Origin of the sequence: Enterococcus sp. DIV0970a (assembly GCF_051711265.1) — a bacterium.
Classification (GTDB): domain Bacteria; phylum Bacillota; class Bacilli; order Lactobacillales; family Enterococcaceae; genus Enterococcus_D; species Enterococcus_D casseliflavus.
On the sequence record NZ_JBIOMF010000001.1, the window covers coordinates 2056726 to 2081411 of the forward strand.

Genomic DNA, 24686 nt, shown 5'->3' on the forward strand with positions numbered 1-24686 from the left:
GTCAGGCGCCCCTCTCATTTTCTTTAAACAAGACTGAACCTTAATTAGCTTGCTAAAATTCAAAAAAACAAACTGTTCCAAAAGTCATCAAGAGAAAAGCATCTTGATCCATTGAACCAGTTTGTTTTTTCATTTATTAAAGGAAAAACGTTTCTCATTCCCCTGCGGATAAAGAAAACTGACGAACCGTCTCCGACAACGCTTCCACTAAGAAAAGACAAGGAATTTGCGTCGTCAAATCTTCATACTTGTTGATGCGTTTTACATCAACTGAATAGTCCAAGACATAATCGGACATTCGTCCCAGAGTGCTATTGGCATCACTGGTGATCGCTACCGTGGTGAAGTCTGGATTGTTACGAAACCCATTGACGACTTCAATGATCTCGGTAGTCATTCCCGTGATGGACAAGACGACGATCATATTATCCGAAGTATGCTTCAACTTAGCAAAAATGGGGTACGTATTATCCACTAATGCATAGCTATTAAACCCAATCGTAGCAAAACGGCGGGCAGCGTATTCACACATGGAACCAGAGGCACCGATGCCATAAAAAATGATGTTGTCGCATTCCAACATTCTTTCTGCGATCCGACGAATCTTTCCTTCAATATCTCGCGGAAAATGTTCAGCATTCAGGACATTCATGCTGCTATAAAAACTAACGGCATCTAATTCAGGGACTTTAAACTGGGTACGAAACTCCGTAAAGCTCTCATACCCTAATTTACGGATAAAGCGCATGACCGAAGAAGCTGAAGTGTGGGATTCAAGCGCGATCTCCCGGACACGCATGTAAGGAATTTTATCACTTTGGCTGGACATGTAATGATAGATTGCACGATCGGTCTCTGATAACTCATTGAAATCGATTTTTCCAAAAAAAGACATGTTAAACGCTCCTATTTTTTTGTTCTCCTATCAATGTACCATAAGCTGGCAGAAACATCACAACTGTTTGACAAGGAACAATTCCATCGGCTGTTCAAATCCAGGACTTGTCAAAAGTAACCCACCGGCATCTTGGTAACCAAGGTTGCGATAGAAATGCTGTGCCTGCTCGTCGACTTGCGTGGAAGTCAAACAAAGAGCATGGCCGGCTGCTTTTTGCTGTTGTTCCCAATAAGTAACCAACCGTTTCCCAAGTCCCTTGCCTTGATGCGCTTCTGCGATCACTAACATGGTACAAAAAGGAATCGTGTCCCAGAAAAAATTGTAGCGCAGTAACCCTACTGGCTGTTCGTCTGCAACTACAACATAAGCAGTTTTTTCCATTATCTTTTTGGCGAAGACTTCCGTTGGTAAGTGAGTATCCAAAGAAAACCAAAATGCTTGATCTGCAGCTACTGCCGGTCGAATCGTAATCACTGATGTTTCCTCCCTTCCTGCTGTCTTTTTTGTCTTATCTTAGAAAAATGATCTGTTTTAGTCACTTTCCGTCTTTTCGTATTCAGAAAGCAATGCTAAAAAGGCGTCGCCATACTTATCCAACTTATTTTGGCCAACTCCTTTGATCTGTAAAAACTCGATCGGTGTTTTTGGCTGGACTTCTGCCAGCTCTCGCAGTGTTTTATCAGAAAAAACCACATACGGCGGCAAATTTTGTTCTTGTGCAAGATTCAATCGTAAGGTGCGCAGTTGATCGAATAGCTCATCATCCACCACTAACTGTTTGACTTTGGTTTGTTTTCTATAAACTTTTGCTTTTCCAAGCAACACATCAATCCCCGCATTGGTCACACTTAACAACGGGTATTGCCCTTCAGACGGCAAAAGATACCCTGATGCTGTTAAATAATCGATCAGCTGATTGACTTCCTTTTGGGACCAATCTTTCATTAATCCATAAGTTGGTAACTTTTCAAAGCCCCACTGTTTGACTTTTTGATCGCCTGAGCCAGTTAGCACTTTCCCCACCAAGGCTTTCCCAAAGCGTTCGCCCATTCGTTTCACACATGACAACACTTTTTGTGTATCCACTGTGATATCCACTTGTTCTCTTTCATCAAGACAATTGCTACAACGTCCGCAATCGGGACCATCTTCTCCGAAATAACGCAAAATATAGCGCTGCAAACACAGTTGGGTATGTCCGTATTGGCTCATCTCCCGCAACTTCAAGTATTCGTTTTGGCGATAAAGAATGTCTGATTCGGATTGATCGATAAAGAATTGCTGGATCTGCATGTCTTGCGGAGCATAAAGCAAGATCGCATCACTGGGTTCCCCATCTCGTCCAGCACGCCCTGCTTCTTGATAATAAGACTCCAAATTACCTGGTATCTGGGCATGGATCACGAAGCGGACGTTGCTTTTGTTGATTCCCATTCCGAATGCATTGGTGGCTACCATCACTTGTAGGCGGTCATAGAGAAATTCTTCTTGGAAAAAGGAGCGCTCTTCTTCTGAAAGCCCGCCATGGTAATACCCGACTGACACGTGTTCATGCTTCAACAGGTGATAGATTCGTTCCACTTCTTTGCGGGTGCTGGCGTAAATAATACCTGATTGTCCTTGGTTCATTTTCAAATACGTCGTTATGTAGGTATCTTTTTGATCCTTGACGACTTGAAAAGCCAAATTTTCCCGCGCAAAGCCGGTCTTGACTTGATTTTCAGCTGGAATCGAAAGTAAGTTTTCGATATCTTCGGCAACTTTGGGCGTAGCTGTTGCGGTAAGGGCTACGATCGTGGGCTTTTGTTCCCAATTGTCGATCGTTTCGGCGAGCCGCAGATAGCTCGGGCGAAAATCGTGGCCCCATTGGGAAATACAGTGGGCCTCATCAACGGCTAACAAAGCGATCGGCATCTGCCGCAGCGAATAGCGAAAAGCTTCTGAGTCCAGACGTTCTGGAGAAACGTACAGCAGCTTGATTCGTCCTTGGCGAGCTTCTTGCAAGCGTTGATTGATCTGTGCTCCTGTCAAGGAAGAATTGATGTAAGCAGCGGGGATCCCCATATCAACGAGGCTGTCTACTTGATCTTTCATTAAAGAAATCAAAGGTGAAATGACCAAGGTGACCCCATCCAGCAAGAGCGCTGGTAACTGATAACAAATCGATTTCCCGCCACCAGTAGGCATGATTCCCAAAACATTTTGTTGTGTTAAAATAGATTGAATAATCGTCTCTTGACCTTCACGAAACTGTGAATAGCCAAAATGTTCTTTTAAGACTGTTTGAATAGTTTGCATAATACCCTCTTTTCCATTTCCTTATTATACGCAATTAAGTACGCAAAGAAAACGGCATTAAGAGAACTTTCGCTTTTTATTCGCTTTTCATTGAAATCAACCAAAGGAGTCTTCTACTATGAAAAAAGTTGTGATTATCGGCGGTGGGATCATTGGATTGACCCTCGCCAATTATCTTGATAAAACCAAATTTGACGTGACTGTCGTTGATTCCCTTATCGGGCAAGCAACGTCTGCTAGTGCTGGCATCATCTCCCCTTGGCTCTCCAAACGCCGCAATAAAAAATGGTACCAGCTTGCACAAGACGGTGCCGCGTTTTTCCCACAATTGGTGCGGGATTTTGCATTAGATGATTCCATCTATGCCCCCTGTGGCACGTTGGTGGTGCGTCCCGAAAACGCGCTTCAGGAGCTAGCAGATCTGGCTGTAAGTCGCCGCAAAGAAGCGCCAGAAATCGGCGAGATCGAGTTACTGACAGAACCACAAACCAAAGAGGCACTGCCATTATTGAAGGAAATGCCCTCATTACGGATCTCAGGGGGTGGTCGTTTAGATGGTCGTGCTTATCTTGCGCACGTAAAAGGAGTTGCCTTACAGCAGCAAGTGACTTTTATCGAAGAAAAAGCCGAAATTTTAAGAAAGGACAGCCATTGGCAAATCAAAGCAAAGGATCAACTCCTTGAGGCTGAGGTTCTTTGTCTGACAGCTGGACCTGGATTGTTAGACTTGTTATCACCTTTGGGGTATCACGTTGATATTCGTCCGCAAAAAGGCCAATTGCTTTCCTTTGCTGCCAACTTGCCGACAGATAATTGGCCAGTCGCCATGCTAGAGGGTGAAGGCGACTTGATCCCCTTCTCAAATGGTCAAATTTTATTAGGCGCTACGCATGAAAATGATGCTGGTTGGGATCTGACGCCTACGGAAGCTGCCCAGCAGCAATTGATGACAGGAATCGGTGCTTTTCTTGAAGATCCCGAAGCACTCTTTGCCACGCCTGTGACCATGCGCGTTGGCACACGTGCCTATACTTCTGATTTTGCGCCGTTCTTTGGGGAAGTGCCTGATGAAACGAATTTGTTCGCCGCCAGTGGACTTGGTTCTTCTGGGTTAACGACCGGGCCTTATATCGGTTATCTCCTAGCCAATCGGATCAATGATGGACGATCTCAACCAAAAAAATTCTTGAGCTACACAAAACCGATGACAGAATATATCAAGAAGCGTCTTTGACAGAAGACTAAAAAACCACCAGAACCGCTAGGGTCTGGTGGTTGTCATTGATAGTCTTGCAGAGTTACGATACAGTCTTCTAGCTGATCGCTAAACATATTCTCCTGTTTCCCAATAATCGAGTAACACTTCATTGATGATCTCGCGATCCAGTGGTTCTCGGAAATCGTCATCAAAGGCATCTTCAATTGGAACATCGCCAACAGCTTTGATACAAACTGGAACGACGGGATCTGGGTGATCTTCTGTGGTCAACACTTTTTCAATTTTGATCTTATGTGTCCAATCTGCCCCCATATCATAAATGTAGGTCATGGACTTGCAATACTGAAAATCTTGGTCAATACCGGAAGCATCCGTTGGTACGGAATTGCCTAAGCCGATCGATTTCGAACCGGCAATAAACAAGTACAAATGTTGATTCATCCACTCAAAGGCAATCTGGATCAAAATATGCAGCTGCTCATAAGTCAGCCCTGCAGGAATGATCAAACGACGCCAAATTGGCGGACGGTATCCTTCTAAATCAATACGGATCTGATAGGCGACTGGTCTATTCGCCGCTTCATCAAAGGCCGTATGTTTCGTTGGAAATGGGACGATTTTTGGCGAGATTGCAGCAATACGCGGGTCATCAACGGGCAATAGTTCATGTTCTTCAGGATCGGTGTCTTGAATCATCGCTAACATCGCTTCTTTCTTTTCAGCTGACCAAAACTGGGGTTTGGACATCCGTGCGAAAAAGATAGGTTGTTTTTCAGCCAATACAAAGGCGATTTCTTGGTATTGTGTTTTGGTGATATGCTTTTCTTTATACATGCAGTAATAAAAGTCTTCAATGGCTGTTTTGGCAAACGGAAGAAAATTTAAACTGTACGGTACTTCTTGAGGCAGCATTTCGGTATACACCGATTCGACAAAGACTTTGTCTTTTAATTTAGTCATGCCACCATCTGTTTCCGCGCAAAAGATCAAGTAAAAAACAGGATCTAAGTAGTGTTCAAGATCGTCGTCACTAACCACACTTGGTCCGCCATACAAATCAACGTGATCCATCATACGGTCAATCACTTTCGCTAATTTCTTCAATGTTTTTTCCAAAAAAATTCTCGCTCCTTCCTATCAAGTTTACTTTGACGAAAAGAGCGAGGATTGTCAATCTTTTTTTTAATGGGAAAGCATTTCCTGTGCAATTTCTAATCCGCTCATCCCAGTTGGATAATAGGTTGGCCATTGATCCATTTCTTCTAATAAGGCTTCATGACTATCATTGCCGAAGAAGATATGGAAATGATGGGACGCACTTGGTGCGATCATATGGTCGCTGAATTGGATGTATTTGAATGCCGCATCTTCGTCAGTGCTTTCAAACAAGAAACGTACGCCCCGATTACCAGCGGAATAGTTCAAAATCTCTTTGCCAGTATACACATAATTTGCTTCTTTCTTCGTACCATCATCGAAGATAAACGTCATTGTATTGTCTGTGATCTTGATCTGAGCAACATCTGTTTGATAACCGGTCGTATAATACTCTTTGTATTCGTCAGCCGTCATTTTCTTGTCCATTTTTGCTTTATAATCAAACACTTGGTCTAATGTTCCGTCTTGTAAAAATGGATACACGGATTGCCATTCTCCTGCCCAATCAGATAAGGGACGATCTTGAACATCTGCATCCTCGAAATAGCCGTTATAAACCGTTTTTTCTTTTTCGGCTTCCGCTATTTCTTTGTCATTTGCTACATCGGTCGTTTTTCTCAAGGCATCACGGTTTTGTTCCATGATCGAAATATAGTCTTCCCCGTTATCCATTTGCTCTTGGGTCAACCCTTCTAATGGATTCAAGACAGCCAGTTCGACACCTGCTTCTGAAGCTAACGTTCGTGCAATACTGTCTTTGGCATTTTCTTCAAAGTAAATCGTTTGGATACCTGTTTCTTGAACGAACTCTTTTAGTTCTGCGATTCGTGAAGCGGAAGGTTCCTCGCTTGGTGAAAGACCAGAGATTGGTACTTGGGTCAACCCGTATTCCAATGCCAAATAACCAAAAGCTGCGTGCTGGGTCACGAAGTGATTTTGCGCTGGATTGCTAAACGCTTCTTCATAAGACGCATGAAGCTCTTGTAACTTCGCTAAATAATTCGCAGCATTTTCAGCAAAGGCTGTCGCTTTCGCTGGATAAGCCTCACTTAGTTGGTCACGGATCGCCTCTACTTGTTTCATGGCTAAGCTTGGTGCTAACCAAACATGGGGATCCAATTCATGGGAATGACCATCATCGCCATGATCGTGGTCATGATCATGATCCTCGTCTCCTGGAAGTAAGACCATTCCTTCTGTGGCTTTGACCACTGTCACATCTCCATCATTTAACGTAGCTTCAATCGAAGGAACCCACATTTCCATGTTTTCATTGTTGTAGACAAAGACATCCGCATCTTGAATCTTTGCCATGTCCTTTGCAGAAGGTTCGTAGTCGTGGGAATCAGTGCCTGCGGGCATCAATAATTCGACCTGCCCTTCCTCCCCTACGACTTGGCGTGTAAAATCATACATCGGATAAAACGTGGCCATGACCTGAATTTGTTCATTCTCAGAAGAGGCGTTTCCTGACTGCTCCGTAGCGTCAGAACCACCTTGACCACAGGCAGCCAATGCGAGGGCTACTGCTGATAACATCGTTATTTTAAAAAACTTCTTCATTTTCTAACTACACTCCTTTTATTTTTCCTCTTTTTCTTTTCCTTGGTAAAATACTGATAAATCAATTACGATTTAGAAAAACAAAACGTAACGTTTACGTTTTACCATCGGTTTTATACTTTACACAACTATTTGCAACCTGTCAACCGCTTTTCCACTTGTTTTTTTATATGTAAAAACCTTCATATGTACCACCACAGATATCAGTGAAGAAACTTCCTTGAAAGACTTGCTCTGCTAATTTTTTTTCAATCGTCGAACATCTCTTTTTATTGTCCTTTGCTGGGTCCTGTGCTACACTCGAGGGGTAATTGAATAGAAGATTATCCACTAGGGGCGCTTTATGCTGAGATAGACGTAAGTCTGGTCCCTTAGAACCTGATTTGGTTAGTACCAACGTAGGGAAGTGGCAGCGCATGATTTTTCGCGTTCCCATTTTTTCTGTCTACGTGTGGATAGAAAAAGGAGGAACGCTTTTTTTGTAGACAGAAAAACCATCGAGAGGAGAAGAGAAAATGACAAATGAACCAATCGCCTGTGCCGCAGGCGGGATCGATATCACTGGGTGCCGAGTAAGTTTGTACCCCATGAAAGACCACTTTGCGCAACAAATCGTAACGAGCATTGAGCGGACGGATACAACAGCTGTTTGGCAGCAAACCGATCTGTTCAGCACCCTTTTCCGAGGGGAAGCCCCAAGTGTTGTCGATGCGGCAGCTGGGCTATTTATCAACGCTTACGAATCCAAGACACACCTCGTGGGTGAGTTTACTTTTTCTAAGGGCTGTCCTGGCGATTCTGCAGGTGACGCGTTTTTGAATGGAGAACAGGCACAACCCAATAAAGCAAGCAATCTTATGAATGGTACGTTTGACGTGGATTGTAAATACTCGTTTTATGTATTTGGGGAAAACAATTATATGGAAGAGATCGCCACCATCGTCCAACTGGCAGAAACCTATGGTTTGGCTCCACGCTCCGCCCATTATGTCACGATGCTGACGGGAACGGCCAACCAACTCTTTGGGTATTTTGAAGCGGCATTAGCGTATGCCCATGACCATCTTCCCCATTATGTGTTAGAAGCAACGGTCTCAGTCAACAGTCCTTCCAAAAAGAAGGCGGTGTCGCATGACTAAATGGGTCTTAAAAGATGTCATTATGGTGGGGATCGCTTCGTTGATTTTTGGCGTGATCTATTTGGGCGCTGTTCATTTTGGGCTGTTGTTAGGTACGCTTTTAACACCCTTTGGTTTGTCTGTTTTAGCGAATGAGTTTATTTTCGGGGTATGGTTCATGGCAGCGGCTTTTGCTGGCTATGTGCTGCGAAAACCGGGCGCAGCGACGATCACTGAGATGATCGCCGCACTTTTAGAAGTGTTTATGGGGAATTTTTATGGACCGATTATTTTTATCAGCGGGTTTGTACAAGGGATTGGAACAGAAGCTGGCTTTGCATTAGGTGGCTACCGTCGCTATGGCTGGTTCCCTTTGATCACTGGTGCCATTGGCGCCACGATCACGAGTTTTCTTTGGGGGATCATTCGGTCAAATTTCGTTGACTTGCAATGGCAGTTGTTGGTGGTGATTTTTATTATTCGCTTGCTTTCTTCTTTATTCTTTTCCGCCTTTTTGGTCAAGATCGTCTGTGACCATCTGACACGCATGGGCGTTCTCAACAGTTACCCGATTGCTGAAGACCAAACCATTAGCGCCAAACGAGAAGCGGCATGAGCCTGCTCGTGAAAAATGGCTGCTTTTTCGTGGATCAAAAACGGCTTGATCTGACACTGTCTTTAGCCCCCGGAGAAACAAAAGGAATCTATGGTGCTTCAGGAACAGGAAAAAGCACTCTTTTCTACCTCTTAGCGGGGCTTAACGAGAAAGGGTTTGAAGAAGGAACCTATACGATCGATGACCAAACGCTAAACCAGCTTTCCATTCGAGAAAGAAGCACGTCGATCAGCTTACTGTTTCAAAATCCAGATATGCAATTTTGTATGGCCACGCCTCGAGAAGAACTACTGTTTTGTCTTGAAAATCAATGTATTCCCCAAGCCGACATGCCAAAAAAAGTAGCGGAAGCCTTGACGTTTTGCGAGATCAGCCATCTTGCCGATCAGCCCTTTACGACCTTGTCTGGCGGTGAGAAACAGTTAGTAGCATTGGCTTGTTGTCTGATTTTAAAGAGTCGCTACTTGCTTTTGGATGAACCATTTGCCAATTTGGACGCTGACACAAGTCAAAAAATCATTCGAAAACTGCGACAGCTCCAAAAGCAACATGCCATTGGCATCTTACTGATCGACCATCAAATCAAAGAAACTGCTGACTGGGTAGCTGAGTGGCTGCTGATTGAAGAAGGATTCAGATCCGTCGATCAAGAAAAGATGCGCACACTCGATCAGGAGCTGCGCAGGTCACTAGCGCCTGTTGAGATTAAGAAACTTTCTGCAAAAGAGCGGCTATCTTTTCAAGATTTTCGCCTGCCGATCCGTAACCAAGCGATTGTTTTTCCGAATCTTACCTTTGATAGTGGGACAATGATTGGTCTTACCGGACGTAGCGGCAGCGGCAAATCTTCGTTTTTAAAAGCGATCTTGCAGCAGCAGGCGTACTCAGGAACCATTCGCCTGTGCGGGGATCCAATCAAGAAGCATCCCTCCCCTTTACGGTCCATCAGCTGGATCATGCAAAATCCGCAGGACCAGTTTTTGGCTGCTACAGTGGCACAGGAGCTTAGCCAAGGACGTGCAGCGACCGAGAGTGACAAACTGCTGGAAAAATTGCGACTACAAAACAAGAGCACTCAGTCCCCTTTTCTACTCAGCCAAGGCCAGCAAAGACGCTTGGCAGTAGCAGCTTTATTGCAGCGACCAGTCAAATTACTGTTGGTGGATGAACCGACCTATGGCCAAGATGTCAAGCAAGCTTGGCAGGTCATGCAGTTGTTAACCGAAAAAGCCGCAAGCGGCACCTTGGTTTTAATCGTTAGTCACGATGTCTTATTATTGGAAGCATTTTGTTCACAAATCATTGATTTTAATCATTATGAAAAGGAGGACATAGATGCGCACCCTCAACCCGACAGTCAAGTTATTCGCCATTTTAGGACTCGCCTTACTGGTTTCTTTTCAAAATAATTTCAGATTGAATCTGCTACTCTGTGTCCTGTTCTTTGCTGTTTCTGTAAACGAACGCTCTTTGAAAAAAAGCCTTTTGCTTGTTTCTGCATTGACCTTGGCAGCTGTGGGGGTCTTTTTCACCGGACTCCTTTACTACCAGGACAACCAAGGTGGCTCCTCCTCAGCAGCAGCTATGCGCTATGGACTTGACATGGCAAGCCGTATCTATTGCTTTGGTATGTTGGGTAGTTCTTTCAGTGTATCGACCACGATCAATGAGCTGATCTATTCGCTGCAGCAACAGCTGCGACTCCCCGCCGTTTTTGCCTATGGTCTGCTCGCTGCGTTTCAAATTGCGCCCATCATTCCAGCCGAGTATCAGAATATCCGTAATAGCATGCGTTCTAGAGGAATCCCCGTCAATCTATTTTCATTCAAGATGCTGATCCCTTTACTGGTCAAATCGATTCGTTGGTCTGAGCTCTTGGCGACTGCGATGCTTTCAAGAGGATTTGACAGCGAGGCAAAGCGAACCTACGCCAAGTCATTTCGCATCACTTTCGCCGATATGCTCTTTCTATCTTTTTGTCTGATAATCGGCCTCGCTGGAACACTGCTCTTATAAAGGGGAAAAAGAGAAAAAGCCAAAGAAACACTGCCGTTTCTTTGGCTTTTTCCTTCTTATGGCTAAGAGATGATTGATTTTTTTATGGATCCAGATTTGATTTGATAGAGCGTTACAAACAAGGTGGTCACTAAAATATACATTGCGAAAAGGAAATACATGTTTTTAAAAAGCTGGATCGTCGTTTGATTGAGCCAAGCCCCTACTTTAGGGATATAAAAAATGGGTTGCCCAATCAATTGGCTTTTTTGGATTTCTTTTGGTTCCATCTGGCTTTGGTTATCACCGATCGCATAAAGCACCGATTGGTTTTCTCCCACTGCAACGATTCGCCGTGTGCGCATCTGTCTGCCGTGATCGACATAATAGGTCACTTCATTACCAACGACCAAATTGTCTTCTGAAGCCTTCTTAACAAAAAGTAATGTCCCTTCGGAATATGTAGGTTCCATTGCATCGCTGTTAACGATGGCCATTGTGAAACCAAACGCATGAGGAATCACGACCGCTAAAACAGAAATCAGCATAAACAACAATACAAAAAGTGAGAGCATGATACTTTGTTTTGGCAAAAGTTTCATTTTCTTTTCTCCTTCTAAGGCTCAGTTTCTTTTTCGATTCTATAACATATTTAAATTTTTTTCAAATATTTAAAAACGATTCATTGAATTTTTATGCGTATTTTTTCTGATTATTATTTGACTTTATTTTACTATTTATATTATGCTAAAGGCGATTAAAAAACATAGGAGAAAAAGTATGCTTTTTTTTAAATAACAAGTTCTTTTTTAAACGTTGGATTCCCTTTATCCTACTCGTTCTATTTTTGCTAGGAAGCATCGTTTTTTTTCTTATACTCTTCCTATCTCCTACTTCTGATAACCATACCGTGGAGAAGAAGGAAGATTGGATTTTTTATGCGGAAGACAATCCTGATTCTACTTTTATTAGCCGTTATGTGAAATATTCACCTAGCGTAAAAGCCAATGAGCGATTTGTCATGCAGCGAAAAATGACCAATGAATACAAATATCCAACGATGCTGCTGATTGGCGATCATCAACACATGACCGTCTATTTGGATGATCAAGAAATTTATACCAATGAAGCTGCCGAACATTCATTGACCTTCAACCATCCTGGCAAAACCTTATCTTTTATCACATTGCCAGAGGATTACGTTGGAAAGACGTTGAAGATCTACGTGACTAGTCCTTTCGACACCTATTCTGGCTTTCCAGCCGAAGTCTTTTTCGGTCCTGCCAATGCATTGATCGGTTATGTTTTTAGTCTATCAATTTTGAATATCTATATCCTCCTATTTACCGGATTTATTTGTATCCTTAATTTATTTTATCTCTTCGTTTCTTTTATCAACCAAAGAAAGCTGAAAGTATCTTCCATTTTATTCAGTGGCTTTGCCTTAAGTGCAGGTTTAGAAGCAGGCTTCGGGGATCTGCTGGGTGGACTGCTTTTTTCTCCCATCGTGAATTCATTTATGTTAAATTTTCTTTCGATTATTACGCCCATGTTTTTGATTGGGTTTTACTACACAAACATGCACTTCGTACGTAAGTATTATCAGAAATGGTTGTTTGTTCACTACTCCTTCGGGATCTTTGCCATGTTTTTGGCACTTTTTCAAAAACAAAGTTTGCCAGTCGTCATGAACTATCTGTTTTTGTTAAACATCACCAGCACCTTTGTGACTTCGTTTGCGGCGATTTATGAGGCGTTAAAAAAGAATCAATTTTATGTCCTTTGTGCACCTTGGATCGTTGTCGCGGCAATCGGTCATGGGTTCTTGTATATCCAGGATATTTTAGTCCTCCCGCAATCTGACATCAATTGGCGCTCGATCATCTTTTTCTTACTGATACTTATTTTTACTTGTTATGGGTTCCTCAAACTCTTTTTTGCCAGTGAAGGCAAAAATAAGCAGATCGACACAGCAGACATCAAAGTGCGATTGTATGAAAATCAGCAGGCGATCGGTCCAGATCAAACGGCACAATGGCAGCAAGTTTTACAAACCATCAAAAAGAGAACCCATACCATTAAAGACATGTTAGAAGACGAACAACTAGCGGCTGCGTATGAAGGTCTTTGCGAGATTGAAGAAGAAATCAAGCAGCAGCTAACGATCCCTGCGGTTGAAAAAGAATCGATCACGACGATGCTGCTTGCTGATTATCAACACACCGCCGCTCAAAAAAGAATCACGCTTACCTGTGATGACCTCACGGAACCACTGGAACGATTGGAAGAAAATGATCGTCTGTCCTTGATCGCCCATTGCTTAGAGTACGCCATCCGCTACACCTGTTCGGTCACAGATCCTCAAAATCGCAGGCTTTCGTTGAAAGTGACTGACACAAAAGAACAGCTGCATATCGACTGTCAAATGCCGCTTTTAACAGAGGATGAGGCAGAAAAACTGCAAACTGATGAAGCAAAACGACAGGCAATCCATACCGATGTGCAAATGCTGGAACAAATTTGTCTTGTCTATCAAGGAAGTCTGCGTATCGAGGATTCAGATGGTTTTCATTTTTTGCGTTTGACACTTACCGCTAAGGCGGATCTGCTGTCTTTTGACTGACTGCCTTTTCTCCGATACGTTAAACGGTCTATTTTAAGAAAAAGCGAAAAAACTCTTGCTTTTTTCGCTTTTTCGCTTTAGCATGATAAAGAACAGCAACAAGCATTGGAATAGTAGTTTTATGATGGTCTTAGAGAGTCGATGGCAGCTGAAAAATCGACACCCGCTGATAAAATGAACCTACCCAATGGCAATGACCGCAAAACGGTCGGTGGAAAGGCCTTATCCTTTACGAGTTGGATTATCCCGATCGATAATCAACAAAGGTGGTACCGCGAAATCCAAGCATTTCGTCCTTTTTTAGGACGAGATGCTTTTTTATTTTTTTAAGGAGGAAAAACAATGACACAAAAAAATGATTTTACAGAATGGTATATCCAAACGATCCAAAAAGCCGAATTGATGGCTTACTCCCCAGTGAAAGGTTCCATTATTTTCCGTCCTGACGGCTTCGAACTTTGGGAGCATATTCAAGAGGAGTTCAATCGTTTCTTGAAAAAAGAAGGCATTCGCAATGCATACTTCCCAATGCTGATTCCGCAAAATTTCTTTATGAAGGAAGCGGATCATATCGAAGGCTTTGCCCCTGAATTACCTTGGGTCACAGAAGTCGGCAACGAAAAACTGGAAGAACCTTTGGCCTTGCGTCCAACCTCAGAAACCATGATCGGCTCTGCCTTTTCTGATTGGATCAACTCCTACCGTGACCTGCCTTATGAAATCAATCAATGGGCAAACGTCTTTCGTTGGGAAAAGAAAACATTGCCTTTCTTGCGTACCTCAGAGTTTTTATGGCAAGAAGGCCATACCGCTCATGAAAATGAAGAAGATGCTCGTCAACGCACCATGAAAGTCTTAGATGAATATGCCCGCCTTTGCGAAGAATTCCTAGCGATCCCTGTTTATCGCGGACAAAAAACCCCATCTGAGCGCTTTGCAGGGGCAGTAGATACTTATTCGATCGAAGCGATGATGAAAGACGGCAAAGCAGTCCAAGCAGGAACCAGCCACTACATGGGTACAAAATTTGCTGAAGCATTTGATATTACGTATTTAACGAAAGAAAACAAGCATACCTATGCCCACACAACCTCTTGGGGTGTCTCTACCCGCTTGTTAGGTGCCTTGATCATGACCCATGGCGATGAAAATGGTTTAGTTTTCCCACCAACCATTGCACCAACCCAAGTTGTGTTGTTACCAGTCGGTCCTTGGAAAAAGAATCCAGCCATCTTAGAAAAATTAGAAGAACTGTATGCCAACTTTAAAGCCAAGGGCATTCGTGTTCGTTTGGATGATTCTGATAACTCACCTGGCTATAAATTCAATGAATGGGAACTAAAAGGCGCTTGCTTGCGAATCGAATGTGGCCCAAGAGATTTAGAAGCTGGCAAAGTCATGGTCAAAGTCCGCGACTTGGCTGACAAGCAAACAGTCGCTCTTGAGGAATTAGAAGCGTTTGTTGACCAAGAATTACAAGCAATGACTCCACGTTTATTAGCAGCTGCGAAGGAACGTAACAAAGATAATGAGTACACCAACATCGATACATTGGATGAACTAAAAGCCCATATCGAAACGTGCAAACAAGAAGACAAAGTGACTGGTTTTGTTTTGATCGGTTGGGACGGCTCGGAAGAAACCGAAGCCAAAATCAAAGAAGAAACTGGCTTTACCACTCGGAACATTCCGTTTGAAGCGCCAATGGAAAAAACGGTCGATATCGTCAGCGGGAAACCTGCCAAACACACCGTTTGGATCGCCCGCGCATACTAATAAAAAACGAAGCAGCCAGATGGAAAAGGCTGCTTCGTTTTTTGATTAATAAATCAATGAAAGAAAATCTTCAGGCGTGATGTTGCCAAAATATTTTTTGACATCAATGTTGGCAATGACTTGTGCCAAATCTTCTTTGGCATAACGAGTACCGATCAGGGCTTGTTCTACATCTGCAATGTCCCCTAGGCCGAAAAAGTCGCCAAAGATTTTGGCATTCGTGATTTTTCCTTCCGCCACATTTAAACGAACTTCGATGGAGCCGATCGGGAATCGATGACGGCGTTCTATATCAAAGGCTGGTGATTTGCCGTAATTCCAATCCCAGTTACGATAATACTTATCGGAAATCTCATTGATCTTGACCCAATCCTCTTCTGTTAGTTCATAGGTTTTGACGTCTTCCACGGAATCGACACCAAAAATCTTCAATAAGATTTCTTGACGGAACTCTTCAGTCGTCATGTCTTGCTTCTCTTTGGGCAAGAATGGTTTGATGTTGGTCACTCTTGAACGGATCGATTTGATGCCTTTTGATTCGATTTTGTCTTTACGGACTTTCAAGGCGTTGACTACTTCATTGATGTCACTGTCAAACATGATCGTGCCGTGAGCAAACATCCGACCATTTGTTGCGTACATCGCATTCCCAGAAAACTTCATGTCATTGATCACAAGGTCATTGCGGCCTTTTAGTTGCGCCCCTTCAACCCCCATCTCATGTAAAGCTTGGACGATTGGTTTGGTCAGTTTTTCAAAATCTCTGAAAGAATTCCCATCGTCAGGCATAATAAAGCTGAAATTCAAGTTTCCGAAATCATGATAGACTGCACCGCCGCCGCTGAAACGACGAACGACATGGATCCCATGTTCATCCACATATTCCTTATTGATCTCTTCGATCGTATTTTGATTGCGTCCAATGATAATCGATGGTTCATTAATGTAAAAAAGTAAGATGGGTTCATCCACTTTCATTTCTTGAAGAAGAAAAATCTCGATGGCTAAATTGATGCGTGGGTCATTCAGTTCGTTCGGTACAAAAAGCATACTATTCGTTCCTCCTAATTAGATGATTTCAATTATTTTTTGAACAGCCGCCAATTCAACGGGGATCCCATTGGCAGCTAGTGCAGCCTCTTCTCGTAACTGTTCTAAATCACCGTGTTGCGGCAAATGCGTCAACATTAATTTTTTTACCTGCGCCGCATGGGCGATCTCCCCTGCTTCTTTTGACGTAAAATGAGCCTTGTGCCGCTCATTGCCTGCAAAAAGATAGGTATCTGCCAAAAACAGGTCAGCTCCTTGTGCAAATGGAACAAAAGATTCTAAGTAGCCAGAATCGCCTGTAAAAACAAAAACCTTGCCTGTGCTTTTCTCAACAAATCGCATGGCATAGCAAGTGACTGGATGGATCGTTTTCATAAAGGTAATGGTAAACGGGCCCAATTCCAATGACTCCGTTTGGAGGTAATCAATTCCTTGAGTCACTCCAGGCATCGTCAGGCTTTCAAAATGAACAGTGTCCTCCCCATGTCCGTAGATCGGCAAAACCTGGCGTTCTTCGTTTCCTGGATACAATTGCCAATAGTATTGCAATACGCCTAGATCCGCAATATGATCGTGATGGTAATGCGTCAAAATCACTGCATCTAAGTCTAAGGGATCAAGGATTTTTTCTAGTTGGACCAAGGTGGTGCTTCCCGCATCAAGCAGCAAATGAAAGCCTTCCGACTCAATTAAATAGCCAGTAGTCCCTTCACCATTATACGGATAGGCACCTAAACAACCTAAGACAGTTATTTTCACTTGTGTTTCCTCCTCTTTGGCTCAAGCTGGTTTTCTACTTCTTTTATGCTATCACATCTCAGCTGATTTGACTAAAATCCGACCATTTTTTTGCAAAAAAAGATCGAGAAAACGAGAAAAAAACGACGTCTATTGGTAGAACCCTATGAATGAGTTTTTTACTCTATCTGCAGGGAGCCAGACCAATGGGCCATCGTCTTTTTTGTTTATCTGATCATCGCTCGTTGTTCATTGATCAATTCCTCATAAAATACTGCATTAACTGCATAAGCGTAGGCGTTTGCCCATAGCATCCCGATCATCAGTGCCAAAAAGCCGAGAATAAACCAACCAATCAATGATAACTGTAGCCAAATGTATTGACCCAGATGTGGACGCAAGAGAGCAAAGGCCACTTTAATTGACTGAAGAACCCCTAATTCCGGTTGATCATAGCGCAGATAGATCGCTAATTGGATCACACCAGTAACGACTTGTGACAAAAAGAAGAACAAAATGATGGCGAGAAAAGTCCCGAGTACAAAAGCCAGGGAGCCATTAAACATCGCCACATCAATAGAGATTCCCCGATTAAAATTGAATACCAAGTCCAAATATTGATTGAGCCCTGATAAGACAAACTGCGGCAAGAAAATCGCAAAACTCAAAAGATAATTTAAAAGCGCGCTCACTAAATTTAGTAGCAAAAACGGTACATACAGACGCTTATCAAAGACGAGAAAAATATCCCCCACGTTGATTCCTCTGCCACGAACCAGATAGAGTGCCATGATACTCAACGCTACCGAAAACGCAAAGAAGACAAAATTGTCCAAGATCAGATCGATCCAGCTCCCTGCATTGTTTGCACCAAAAGAAGTCCCAATACTACTAAAAAGCGAGCTGACCACCGCTTGTACCGCAACCGTCGCTAAAATACTTAAGACGAACGTTCCCCAGAATCCGCGCAAGGAGTTTTTGGCGGTCTCTCGAATCATTGTATTTGATCTCATAGACTCACCTTAATAACTGCGCAATGCTTTAACGGTCTTATCGTCTAAGCGGCGAACCACTTCCGTTACAAGCTTGACTGTATTGAAGTAGTCATCCTCATGAATGACAGAAGTATGAGAATGCAGGTAACGAACTGGCACGGTAATAGCGATCGAAGGGACCCCATCACGAGTCAAATGCATTTGACCAGCATCGGTTCCTCCACCAGTGATCACGGTATATTGGAAAGGAATTTCCATCTCTTCTGCGACATCGATCACAAAATTCAATAATTTCTTGTGAGGAATCATGGAAGCATCGAAAATCAGGACTTGTGGGCCTTTGCCTAACACAGAATCCGCTTCTTTTGGTGTCATTCCAGGTGTGTCCCCAGCGGTACCAGTATCTAGTGCGATAGCGATATCGGGATTCACTAAGTGAGTGCTTGTTCGCGCCCCTCTTAGGCCAACTTCTTCCATCACGTCACTGCCAGCAAACAAGCAGTTGGGATGACCTTCTGCTGCCAAGGTTTCTAATACCCGCAGTGATACTGCCGTACCAATTCGATTGTCCCAAGCTTTGGCTAATAAAAATTTGCTGTCGTTCATCCGTTTGTATTGGATATAAGGGGTGATCATATCTCCTGGACGGATCCCCCAGCCTTTGGCTTCTTCTTCACTTGAAGCGCCGATATCAATGAACATATCTTTGATATCATACGGTTTATTTCGAGTCTCTGGACTCAAGACATGGGGTGGTTTTGATCCGACGACACCGTGGATCAATTTGCCTTCATTGGTTTTGATCTCGACTTGCTGTGCCAGCATCACTTGCCCCCACCAACCACCAAGGGTCTGGAATTCAATAAAGCCTTTTTCTGTGATTTTAGTTACCATAAAGCCGACTTCATCCATATGTCCCGAAATAAAAATTTTCGGTCCACCGCCATCACCAACATGTTTGGCAATGACACTTCCTAAACCATCAAAAAAGATATCTTCAGCAAAGTCTTTGGCATATTCTTTAAAGACTTCACGCACTTCCTCCTCATTCCCAGGAACCCCACGTGCAGTCGTTAGGTCTATTAAAAGCTGTTCTTCTTTTTTCTCCATCTTGCTTCCTCCTTTGTCTCATTGATTATGATTATACCATTCTCTTAATCTGGTGCCAGTGGGAAATACAAAAAGATTGGTTAAATGAAAAAACGATCCTCGTTTTGTAGTGATCCTCAAGATTAGATTTTTTGGTCTAACTTGTAAGGTTCGCTTCAATTCTAAGGATCGTTTTATCAAGAATTCAATCAAGTTTCAATTATTCGCAGACACAGCTTGACGGTAATCAAATAGGCAAATAGATAGACGACTGCTGCAACTGCCGCAAACAAATGAGCGACCCAATACCCAGGACTGTCGATGATTTGGGTGAAGGTATTGATGGCAAAGACGGCATGCAAGATCGCCAGTAGCGTACCTGGCATAAAAATCCAGATGTTTTGCCAGTAAACGAGTTTGCGTACTTCTTTTCGGGTGTAACCTAGTTTGGTCAATAATCGGTAATTGTGTTTCTCCCGCTCGGTATTTGAAAATTGCCGAACGATCAAACTGCTGGATGTCGTGATCAAAACGATCACACCTACAAATAATGACACAAACAAAACGATTCCTGCTTGCCGCCGCACGCCGCGCATCGTTGTAAAACGATTCGCTAAGGTCAGTCGATATGCGGTCATCTGGTTATTCTCACTGGTGGAATCTCGGGCAGTCTCTGGATAAAAACGCACGCTTTTTTGGTCCTCGCTAAACTCATAGGTCAAAGGATGCGTCCACTCGATCGGCAGCTCTTCATCTAGCAGCTGAGTCAAGCTCTCCGTTTGCACCTTATCTGTTTGTAAATAAGCAACGCTATAGGTGAAGCCCTCAACTTGCTGGTACGCATCATCTTGGATGACAAGGACATTCGGCAAGGAATAGCGCAAGGCAGAATCCCCAAAATAATCCTGTTCTGCTTGAATGAGTTTGAACGTATGTTGACTGCCGATTTTGACCTCATCGCGATAGGTGATAAACGAACGAGTCACATCGGATTGACTGTCAAAAAGCACCGCTTGTTTATCGGTACTCAGTTGAATCTCCGGGGCATCGGGAACCAGTTTTCGCAGACGCTGATAATCAGAAAAAGCGACCAGATTCACCATGATATTTTCAATATTTTCGTCTTGCAACTCTCCAAGGTAACGGGTTTGAACCGTCATATTGGTCATTTTATAGGGAATCGATTGTTCGACAATAATCGGTGTATCGGCTTTTTCTAAAAGGTCCCGCAAGGTATCTGCCTGCTCTTCTGACACTTGAAAGGACGTTGGGTAAATGCGGTTCGTTGCTTGATAGTTTAATGAGATGACCCCCATCGTTCCCCCGATCAGGGAGATTGCGATCGCTGTGATGATCGTCAAAAGCGCATAGCTTTTCCACGTTCTTTGCAAGTAAGCCCGCACGTTATTGTAAGCAATCAGTTTCGCCCCTTTGATAAGACGTTTTTTCGGCTTACTCAATAAATATAACAATGCTGGCAAGGAACAATCAAAAAAGAGATAGGTTGCTGTCACACAGCAAAACAGAATCAATAAAGGAATCCATAAAATTGCTGAAAAATCTTGTGTATACTTGATATAGTTGGTCCACGTTTCCCGCAAGGTCAAAGACAAATAGTAGCCTACCCCTAGTAGAATCAGACCTAGAACCCCCATTAATGAACGAAACGGGGTCATTTTCATTTTCTTGATCGGTAAGCGGTATTCACTCTTGATCAGCTCGCTCATTGGGGTACGCCAAACAAAAAGGATCACTTGAATACTCAAAATAATCATCGCCGCGATAAAGACAAAAACCGTTGAAAAAATCGATTGGGGTGAATTAAAGAAATGACTCGTTAAATTCAAGCCCATCGCTCGAATCAAAATCATAGAAAAAAATTTCGAAAAAATAATCCCCATAAAGATGCCGGTCACTAAAGAGAAAAAATTCAGTAGAAACGTTTCCCGCAGCAACAGCCAAGCCAGACGACCTTGCCGCAGCCCAAAAAGCTGGTAAACACTGATTTCTTTTTGCCGCTGACTAAGAAAAAAATGATTGGCACTCAGCATAAAAAACAAGACGACAAAGGCAACCACACTGCTGCCGAATCCTAAAACCCCTTCGATTCGGATATCTTGCTGGACCCGTTGATTCAGCAGACGATCATTCATCAAGGCGTTAAAGGAATAGAAAATCATCACGGCGGTCATCATACAAATAAAATACACCATATAATTGCGAAACTGCCGCAAAAAACTCCGCCAGCCGATTTTAAACAACATGGCGCGGACCGCCTCCAATCGTAGCCTGCATATCGATGATTTTTTCGAAAAATTCCTGACGGCTGCCTTTTTTGACGACTTCCGCAAAGAAGACACCATCGCGAATGAACAGAATCCGATTGCAGTAGCTGGCGGTAAAAGGATCGTGGGTGACCATCAAGATCGTCGTTTTTTCTTGTTGATTGATTTGCGCTAGATACCGTAACAATTCTGTTGCCGCTTTTGAATCAAGGGCTCCCGTGGGTTCATCAGCAAAAAGGACCGCCGGACGACTGATGATTGCCCGAGCTGCAGCGACCCGCTGTTTTTGCCCTACAGACAATTCTTCTGGGTAGCGATCTAACAAGTGCTCGATTCCTAACAAATTGGCCGTTTGTTCAATGCGCTCTTGGGTTTCACTCACGGGCAAACGATCAATGGCAAGGGGAAGCAAGATATTGTCTCTGGCAGTCAACGTCTCTAAAAGATTAAAGTCTTGAAAGATAAAACCGATCTGCTGACGACGAAAATCGCTGAGGGCTTTTTCCGACATTCGGGTAATGTCTTTGCCATCGATATAGATCGAGCCTAAGCTAGGTCGCATGATTGAAGACAACAGATTCATCAAGGTCGTTTTCCCAGCGCCGCTGGGCCCCATGACCCCGACAAATTCTCCTTGATCCACTGCAAAAGAAAGGTTATCTAATACTTTGGTTTGATTGAAACGAGTGCCGTAACTTTTGGTCAGATGCTTGACATCAATCATATTTTTCACATAGAACCCTCCTTTAATAAAATTCTCTCCTTATGGTAGCATACTTTTTCATTGAATACTTCTGCTTCAAAACAGAGAAAAAATAAATTTAAAAAAGTTTTTTATTCATTATGTGAAACATGGAACAACAAAATCCTTAATCTTATCAGTTTTCTCAGAAAACACCCCAATGAATATACACTATATATTGTGTATATCCAATTTAACAACCCTTATTCACCACTATATATAGTTGCTCATTTCTACAATTTGTTTTATTATATTATGGAAGATAAGGAGTGGTAGAAATGATGAACATTAAGAGAAATCCTGAGCAAGGGTTGGAAAGACAGTCCGCTTTGCGTCAGTTAAAAATCGTTAAACGTGATGGACGGCTTGTCGATTTTGATGATCAAAAAATTTATGATGCGTTAGTGAAAGCCCTAAGAAAAGTCAACGGCGAGCTTTCTCCCATCGACCACGAAAAAATCACCGAGATCGTTGACAGTGTCGATCACGAGATCGCGGAACGTTTTCGTACGAATGTAAAAATCTATGAGATCCAAAATATCGTCGAGCATATCTTGTTAGCAAAAAACGAGTATGCCTTGGCTGAAGAATATATCAACTATCGGACCCATCGTGACTTCGAGCGCAGCAAAGCCACAGACATCAACTTTACGATCAACAAATTGATGAATAAAGATCAATCGGTCGTCAATGAAAATGCCAATAAAGACAGCAATGTGTTCAATACACAACGTGATTTGACCGCTGGGATCGTAGGAAAATCGATCGGTTTGAAAATGCTCCCTCCTCACGTGGCAAATGCTCACCAAAAAGGCGACATTCATTACCATGACTTGGATTATCATCCTTACACCCCAATGACCAACTGTTGCTTGATCGATTTTAAAGGCATGCTGAATAATGGGTTTAAAATTGGGAACGCCGAAGTGGAATCGCCAAAATCGATCCAAACGGCCACCGCACAAATCTCACAAATCATTGCAAATGTAGCATCGAGTCAATATGGCGGCTGTTCTGCTGATCGAACAGATGAATTATTGGCTCCTTTTGCTGAGTTGAATTATCAAAAGCATCTAAAAGATGCCGAAGAATGGATCGAGTCACCTGAACGTCGGGAAGCTTATGCGAAGAGCAAAACGCGCAAAGATATCTACGATGCAATGCAAAGTCTAGAATACGAAATCAATACGTTATTCACCTCGAACGGACAAACGCCGTTTACTTCCCTTGGCTTTGGTTTAGGAACCAACTGGTTCGAACGGGAGATCCAACGAGCGATTCTCCAAATTCGCATCAACGGGTTAGGTAGTGAAAAGCGTACCGCTATTTTTCCAAAATTGATCTTTAGTATTCGCCGTGGCGTCAACTTGGCCCCTACCGATCCGAACTATGATATTAAAGAACTGGCTTTAGAGTGTGCCACCAAACGGATGTATCCTGATATTTTGAATTATGATAAATTGGTTGAATTGACCGGCAGCTTTAAAGTGCCGATGGGCTGTCGTTCTTTCTTGCAAGGCTGGAAAAACGAACGTGGCGAAGAAGTCAATGTCGGTCGGATGAATCTAGGCGTCGTAACATTGAATATTCCTCGGATCGCCTTAGAAGCAAATGGTGATCAAGAAAAATTCTGGACGCTGCTGGAAGATCGTCTGCAAATCGTCAAGGATGCTCTTGTCTATCGGGTGGAGCGCTGTAAAGAAGCCAGCCCTGCGAATGCGCCGATCCTTTATATGTATGGGGCTTTCGGTGAACGTTTGGATCGTAAAGACAATGTGAATGAACTATTCAAAAACAAACGTGCTACTGTTTCTCTTGGATATATCGGTTTGTATGAAGCAGCTTCGGCTTTTTATGGTGGAACATGGGAACAAGATCCAGAAGCAAAAGCCTTTACCCTAGCGATCGTGAAAGAATTGAAAGCTCATGCAGATGCTTGGGGCGATGAATATGGCTATCATTTCAGCGTATACTCGACGCCTAGTGAAAGCCTGACTGATCGTTTCTGCCGCTTGGATACCGAAAAATTCGGTGAAGTTGAAAACATTACCGACAAAGAATACTACACCAACAGCTTCCACTATGATGTGCGGAAAAATCCGACACCATTTGAAAAACTTGATTTTGAAAAAGAATATCCAAAATACTGTTCTGGCGGGTTTATTCATTACTGTGAATACCCAGTCTTGCAGCAAAATCCAAAAGCGTTAGAAGCGGTTTGGGATTACGCTTATGATCGGGTCGCCTATCTTGGAACAAATACCCCTATCGATCACTGTTATGAGTGTGGGTATGAAGGAGATTTCAATCCAACCGAACGGGGCTTCGAATGCCCGCAATGCGGCAATCATGACCCAAAAAGTTGTGACGTCGTCAAAAGAACCTGTGGGTATCTTGGAAATCCTCAAGCTCGTCCAATGGTCAATGGACGGCACAAAGAAATTTCTGCCCGGGTCAAACATTTGCAAGAATAAACGAAAAAGGAGTGCTAGAATTCTTCTACACTCCTTTTCTTGAAGACCA

The 24686-nt window shown here is 43.1% G+C and carries 20 protein-coding genes, 1 riboswitch and 1 other annotated feature; of the genes, 8 read left to right on the forward strand and 12 right to left on the reverse strand.

Going from position 1 to position 24686, the window contains the following annotated elements:
- Window positions 1-154: 154 nt before the first annotated feature.
- The 3 genes from IGK14_RS09850 to recQ are packed head-to-tail and all read right to left on the reverse strand — an operon-like array spanning window position 155 to window position 3196.
- The gene (locus IGK14_RS09850; RefSeq protein WP_005229889.1) at window positions 155-895 is read right to left on the reverse strand and encodes a MurR/RpiR family transcriptional regulator; all 741 of its coding nucleotides are present in this window, start codon (window positions 893-895) and stop codon (window positions 155-157) included.
- 57 nt (window positions 896-952) lie between these two features.
- A complete protein-coding gene (locus tag IGK14_RS09855; RefSeq protein WP_010749537.1) occupies window positions 953-1372 on the reverse strand; it encodes a GNAT family N-acetyltransferase in 420 nt (139 codons plus the stop codon).
- Between the two features lie 57 nt (window positions 1373-1429).
- Window positions 1430-3196: a DNA helicase RecQ gene (recQ, locus tag IGK14_RS09860; protein ID WP_010749536.1), complete on the reverse strand. Its 1767-nt coding sequence runs from the start codon at window positions 3194-3196 to the stop codon at window positions 1430-1432.
- A gap of 118 nt (window positions 3197-3314) precedes the next feature.
- Here recQ and IGK14_RS09865 point away from each other — a divergent pair, with 118 nt between their 5' ends.
- Window positions 3315-4430, forward strand: coding sequence for an NAD(P)/FAD-dependent oxidoreductase (locus tag IGK14_RS09865; RefSeq protein ID WP_010749535.1), 1116 nt, complete (start codon window positions 3315-3317; stop codon window positions 4428-4430).
- Window positions 4431-4520: 90 nt separating this feature from the next.
- Here the strand turns inward: IGK14_RS09865 and IGK14_RS09870 are convergent, their stop codons facing one another.
- Both IGK14_RS09870 and IGK14_RS09875 read right to left on the reverse strand, forming a co-directional pair.
- Complete coding sequence (locus IGK14_RS09870) at window positions 4521-5531, reverse strand: plasmid pRiA4b ORF-3 family protein (RefSeq protein WP_010749534.1); 1011 nt, start codon at window positions 5529-5531, stop codon at window positions 4521-4523.
- A 66-nt stretch (window positions 5532-5597) separates the two neighbouring features.
- Window positions 5598-7136, reverse strand: a complete 1539-nt coding sequence (locus tag IGK14_RS09875) for a zinc ABC transporter substrate-binding protein AdcA (protein WP_010749533.1) — start codon at window positions 7134-7136, stop codon at window positions 5598-5600.
- 322 nt (window positions 7137-7458) lie between these two features.
- Window positions 7459-7558: riboswitch (TPP riboswitch) on the forward strand.
- Window positions 7559-7651: 93 nt separating this feature from the next.
- Between IGK14_RS09875 and IGK14_RS09880 the strand changes: the two genes are divergently transcribed.
- The 4 genes from IGK14_RS09880 to IGK14_RS09895 are packed head-to-tail and all read left to right on the forward strand — an operon-like array spanning window position 7652 to window position 10886.
- Window positions 7652-8275, forward strand: coding sequence for a YkoF family thiamine/hydroxymethylpyrimidine-binding protein (locus IGK14_RS09880; protein WP_010749531.1), 624 nt, complete (start codon window positions 7652-7654; stop codon window positions 8273-8275).
- The gene (locus IGK14_RS09885; RefSeq protein ID WP_010749530.1) at window positions 8268-8870 is read left to right on the forward strand and encodes an ECF transporter S component; all 603 of its coding nucleotides are present in this window, start codon (window positions 8268-8270) and stop codon (window positions 8868-8870) included. The genes IGK14_RS09880 and IGK14_RS09885 overlap by 8 nt, the downstream gene beginning before the upstream one ends.
- Window positions 8867-10279, forward strand: coding sequence for an ABC transporter ATP-binding protein (locus IGK14_RS09890; protein ID WP_010749529.1), 1413 nt, complete (start codon window positions 8867-8869; stop codon window positions 10277-10279). Before IGK14_RS09885 ends, IGK14_RS09890 begins: the two co-directional genes overlap by 4 nt.
- Window positions 10206-10886, forward strand: coding sequence for an energy-coupling factor transporter transmembrane component T (locus IGK14_RS09895; RefSeq protein ID WP_051095383.1), 681 nt, complete (start codon window positions 10206-10208; stop codon window positions 10884-10886). The genes IGK14_RS09890 and IGK14_RS09895 overlap by 74 nt, the downstream gene beginning before the upstream one ends.
- Window positions 10887-10948: 62 nt before the next feature.
- Here IGK14_RS09895 and IGK14_RS09900 read toward each other — a convergent pair whose 3' ends face one another.
- Window positions 10949-11467, reverse strand: coding sequence for a S24/S26 family peptidase (locus IGK14_RS09900; RefSeq protein ID WP_010749528.1), 519 nt, complete (start codon window positions 11465-11467; stop codon window positions 10949-10951).
- Window positions 11468-11775: 308 nt separating this feature from the next.
- Here IGK14_RS09900 and IGK14_RS09905 point away from each other — a divergent pair, with 308 nt between their 5' ends.
- A complete protein-coding gene (locus IGK14_RS09905; RefSeq protein WP_230209398.1) occupies window positions 11776-13488 on the forward strand; it encodes an SNG1 family protein in 1713 nt (570 codons plus the stop codon).
- A 96-nt stretch (window positions 13489-13584) separates the two neighbouring features.
- Window positions 13585-13789, forward strand: a binding site (T-box leader).
- Between the two features lie 41 nt (window positions 13790-13830).
- Window positions 13831-15264, forward strand: a complete 1434-nt coding sequence (gene proS / locus IGK14_RS09910; protein WP_010749526.1) for a proline--tRNA ligase — start codon at window positions 13831-13833, stop codon at window positions 15262-15264.
- 45 nt (window positions 15265-15309) lie between these two features.
- Here proS and IGK14_RS09915 read toward each other — a convergent pair whose 3' ends face one another.
- The 6 genes from IGK14_RS09915 to IGK14_RS09940 all read right to left on the reverse strand — a co-directional run bounded on the left by IGK14_RS09915 (window position 15310) and on the right by IGK14_RS09940 (window position 22154).
- Complete coding sequence (locus IGK14_RS09915) at window positions 15310-16314, reverse strand: lipoate--protein ligase (RefSeq protein WP_010749525.1); 1005 nt, start codon at window positions 16312-16314, stop codon at window positions 15310-15312.
- Window positions 16315-16332: 18 nt separating this feature from the next.
- Window positions 16333-17073 (reverse strand): MBL fold metallo-hydrolase, encoded by a 741-nt coding sequence (locus IGK14_RS09920; protein WP_005229857.1) that lies wholly within the window; start codon window positions 17071-17073, stop codon window positions 16333-16335.
- A gap of 206 nt (window positions 17074-17279) precedes the next feature.
- On the reverse strand, window positions 17280-18065 hold the full coding sequence (locus tag IGK14_RS09925) for a DUF975 family protein (protein ID WP_228074108.1): 786 nt from the start codon (window positions 18063-18065) through the stop codon (window positions 17280-17282).
- A gap of 9 nt (window positions 18066-18074) precedes the next feature.
- On the reverse strand, window positions 18075-19157 hold the full coding sequence (locus IGK14_RS09930; protein WP_010749523.1) for a M42 family metallopeptidase: 1083 nt from the start codon (window positions 19155-19157) through the stop codon (window positions 18075-18077).
- A gap of 188 nt (window positions 19158-19345) precedes the next feature.
- Window positions 19346-21400 (reverse strand): FtsX-like permease family protein, encoded by a 2055-nt coding sequence (locus tag IGK14_RS09935; protein ID WP_438712150.1) that lies wholly within the window; start codon window positions 21398-21400, stop codon window positions 19346-19348.
- On the reverse strand, window positions 21390-22154 hold the full coding sequence (locus IGK14_RS09940) for an ABC transporter ATP-binding protein (protein ID WP_010749521.1): 765 nt from the start codon (window positions 22152-22154) through the stop codon (window positions 21390-21392). Before IGK14_RS09940 ends, IGK14_RS09935 begins: the two co-directional genes overlap by 11 nt.
- A 287-nt stretch (window positions 22155-22441) precedes the next feature.
- Between IGK14_RS09940 and nrdD the strand changes: the two genes are divergently transcribed.
- A complete protein-coding gene (gene nrdD, locus IGK14_RS09945) occupies window positions 22442-24637 on the forward strand; it encodes an anaerobic ribonucleoside-triphosphate reductase (RefSeq protein ID WP_010749520.1) in 2196 nt (731 codons plus the stop codon).
- The last annotated feature ends 49 nt before the right edge of the window (window positions 24638-24686 follow it).

Coding starts and splice junctions, on each gene's coding strand:
- IGK14_RS09930 (WP_010749523.1), bottom strand. CDS start 19,157: ATGGAGAAAAAAGAAGAACAGCTTTTAATAGACCTAACGACTGCACGT.
- IGK14_RS09900 (WP_010749528.1), bottom strand. CDS start 11,467: ATGAAACTTTTGCCAAAACAAAGTATCATGCTCTCACTTTTTGTATTG.
- IGK14_RS09865 (WP_010749535.1), top strand. CDS start 3,315: ATGAAAAAAGTTGTGATTATCGGCGGTGGGATCATTGGATTGACCCTC.
- IGK14_RS09890 (WP_010749529.1), top strand. CDS start 8,867: ATGAGCCTGCTCGTGAAAAATGGCTGCTTTTTCGTGGATCAAAAACGG.
- IGK14_RS09850 (WP_005229889.1), bottom strand. CDS start 895: ATGTCTTTTTTTGGAAAAATCGATTTCAATGAGTTATCAGAGACCGAT.
- recQ (WP_010749536.1), bottom strand. CDS start 3,196: ATGCAAACTATTCAAACAGTCTTAAAAGAACATTTTGGCTATTCACAG.
- proS (WP_010749526.1), top strand. CDS start 13,831: ATGACACAAAAAAATGATTTTACAGAATGGTATATCCAAACGATCCAA.
- IGK14_RS09880 (WP_010749531.1), top strand. CDS start 7,652: ATGACAAATGAACCAATCGCCTGTGCCGCAGGCGGGATCGATATCACT.
- IGK14_RS09875 (WP_010749533.1), bottom strand. CDS start 7,136: ATGAAGAAGTTTTTTAAAATAACGATGTTATCAGCAGTAGCCCTCGCA.
- IGK14_RS09925 (WP_228074108.1), bottom strand. CDS start 18,065: ATGAGATCAAATACAATGATTCGAGAGACCGCCAAAAACTCCTTGCGC.
- IGK14_RS09915 (WP_010749525.1), bottom strand. CDS start 16,314: ATGCTTTTTGTACCGAACGAACTGAATGACCCACGCATCAATTTAGCC.
- IGK14_RS09885 (WP_010749530.1), top strand. CDS start 8,268: ATGACTAAATGGGTCTTAAAAGATGTCATTATGGTGGGGATCGCTTCG.
- IGK14_RS09895 (WP_051095383.1), top strand. CDS start 10,206: ATGCGCACCCTCAACCCGACAGTCAAGTTATTCGCCATTTTAGGACTC.
- IGK14_RS09935 (WP_438712150.1), bottom strand. CDS start 21,400: ATGTTGTTTAAAATCGGCTGGCGGAGTTTTTTGCGGCAGTTTCGCAAT.
- nrdD (WP_010749520.1), top strand. CDS start 22,442: ATGATGAACATTAAGAGAAATCCTGAGCAAGGGTTGGAAAGACAGTCC.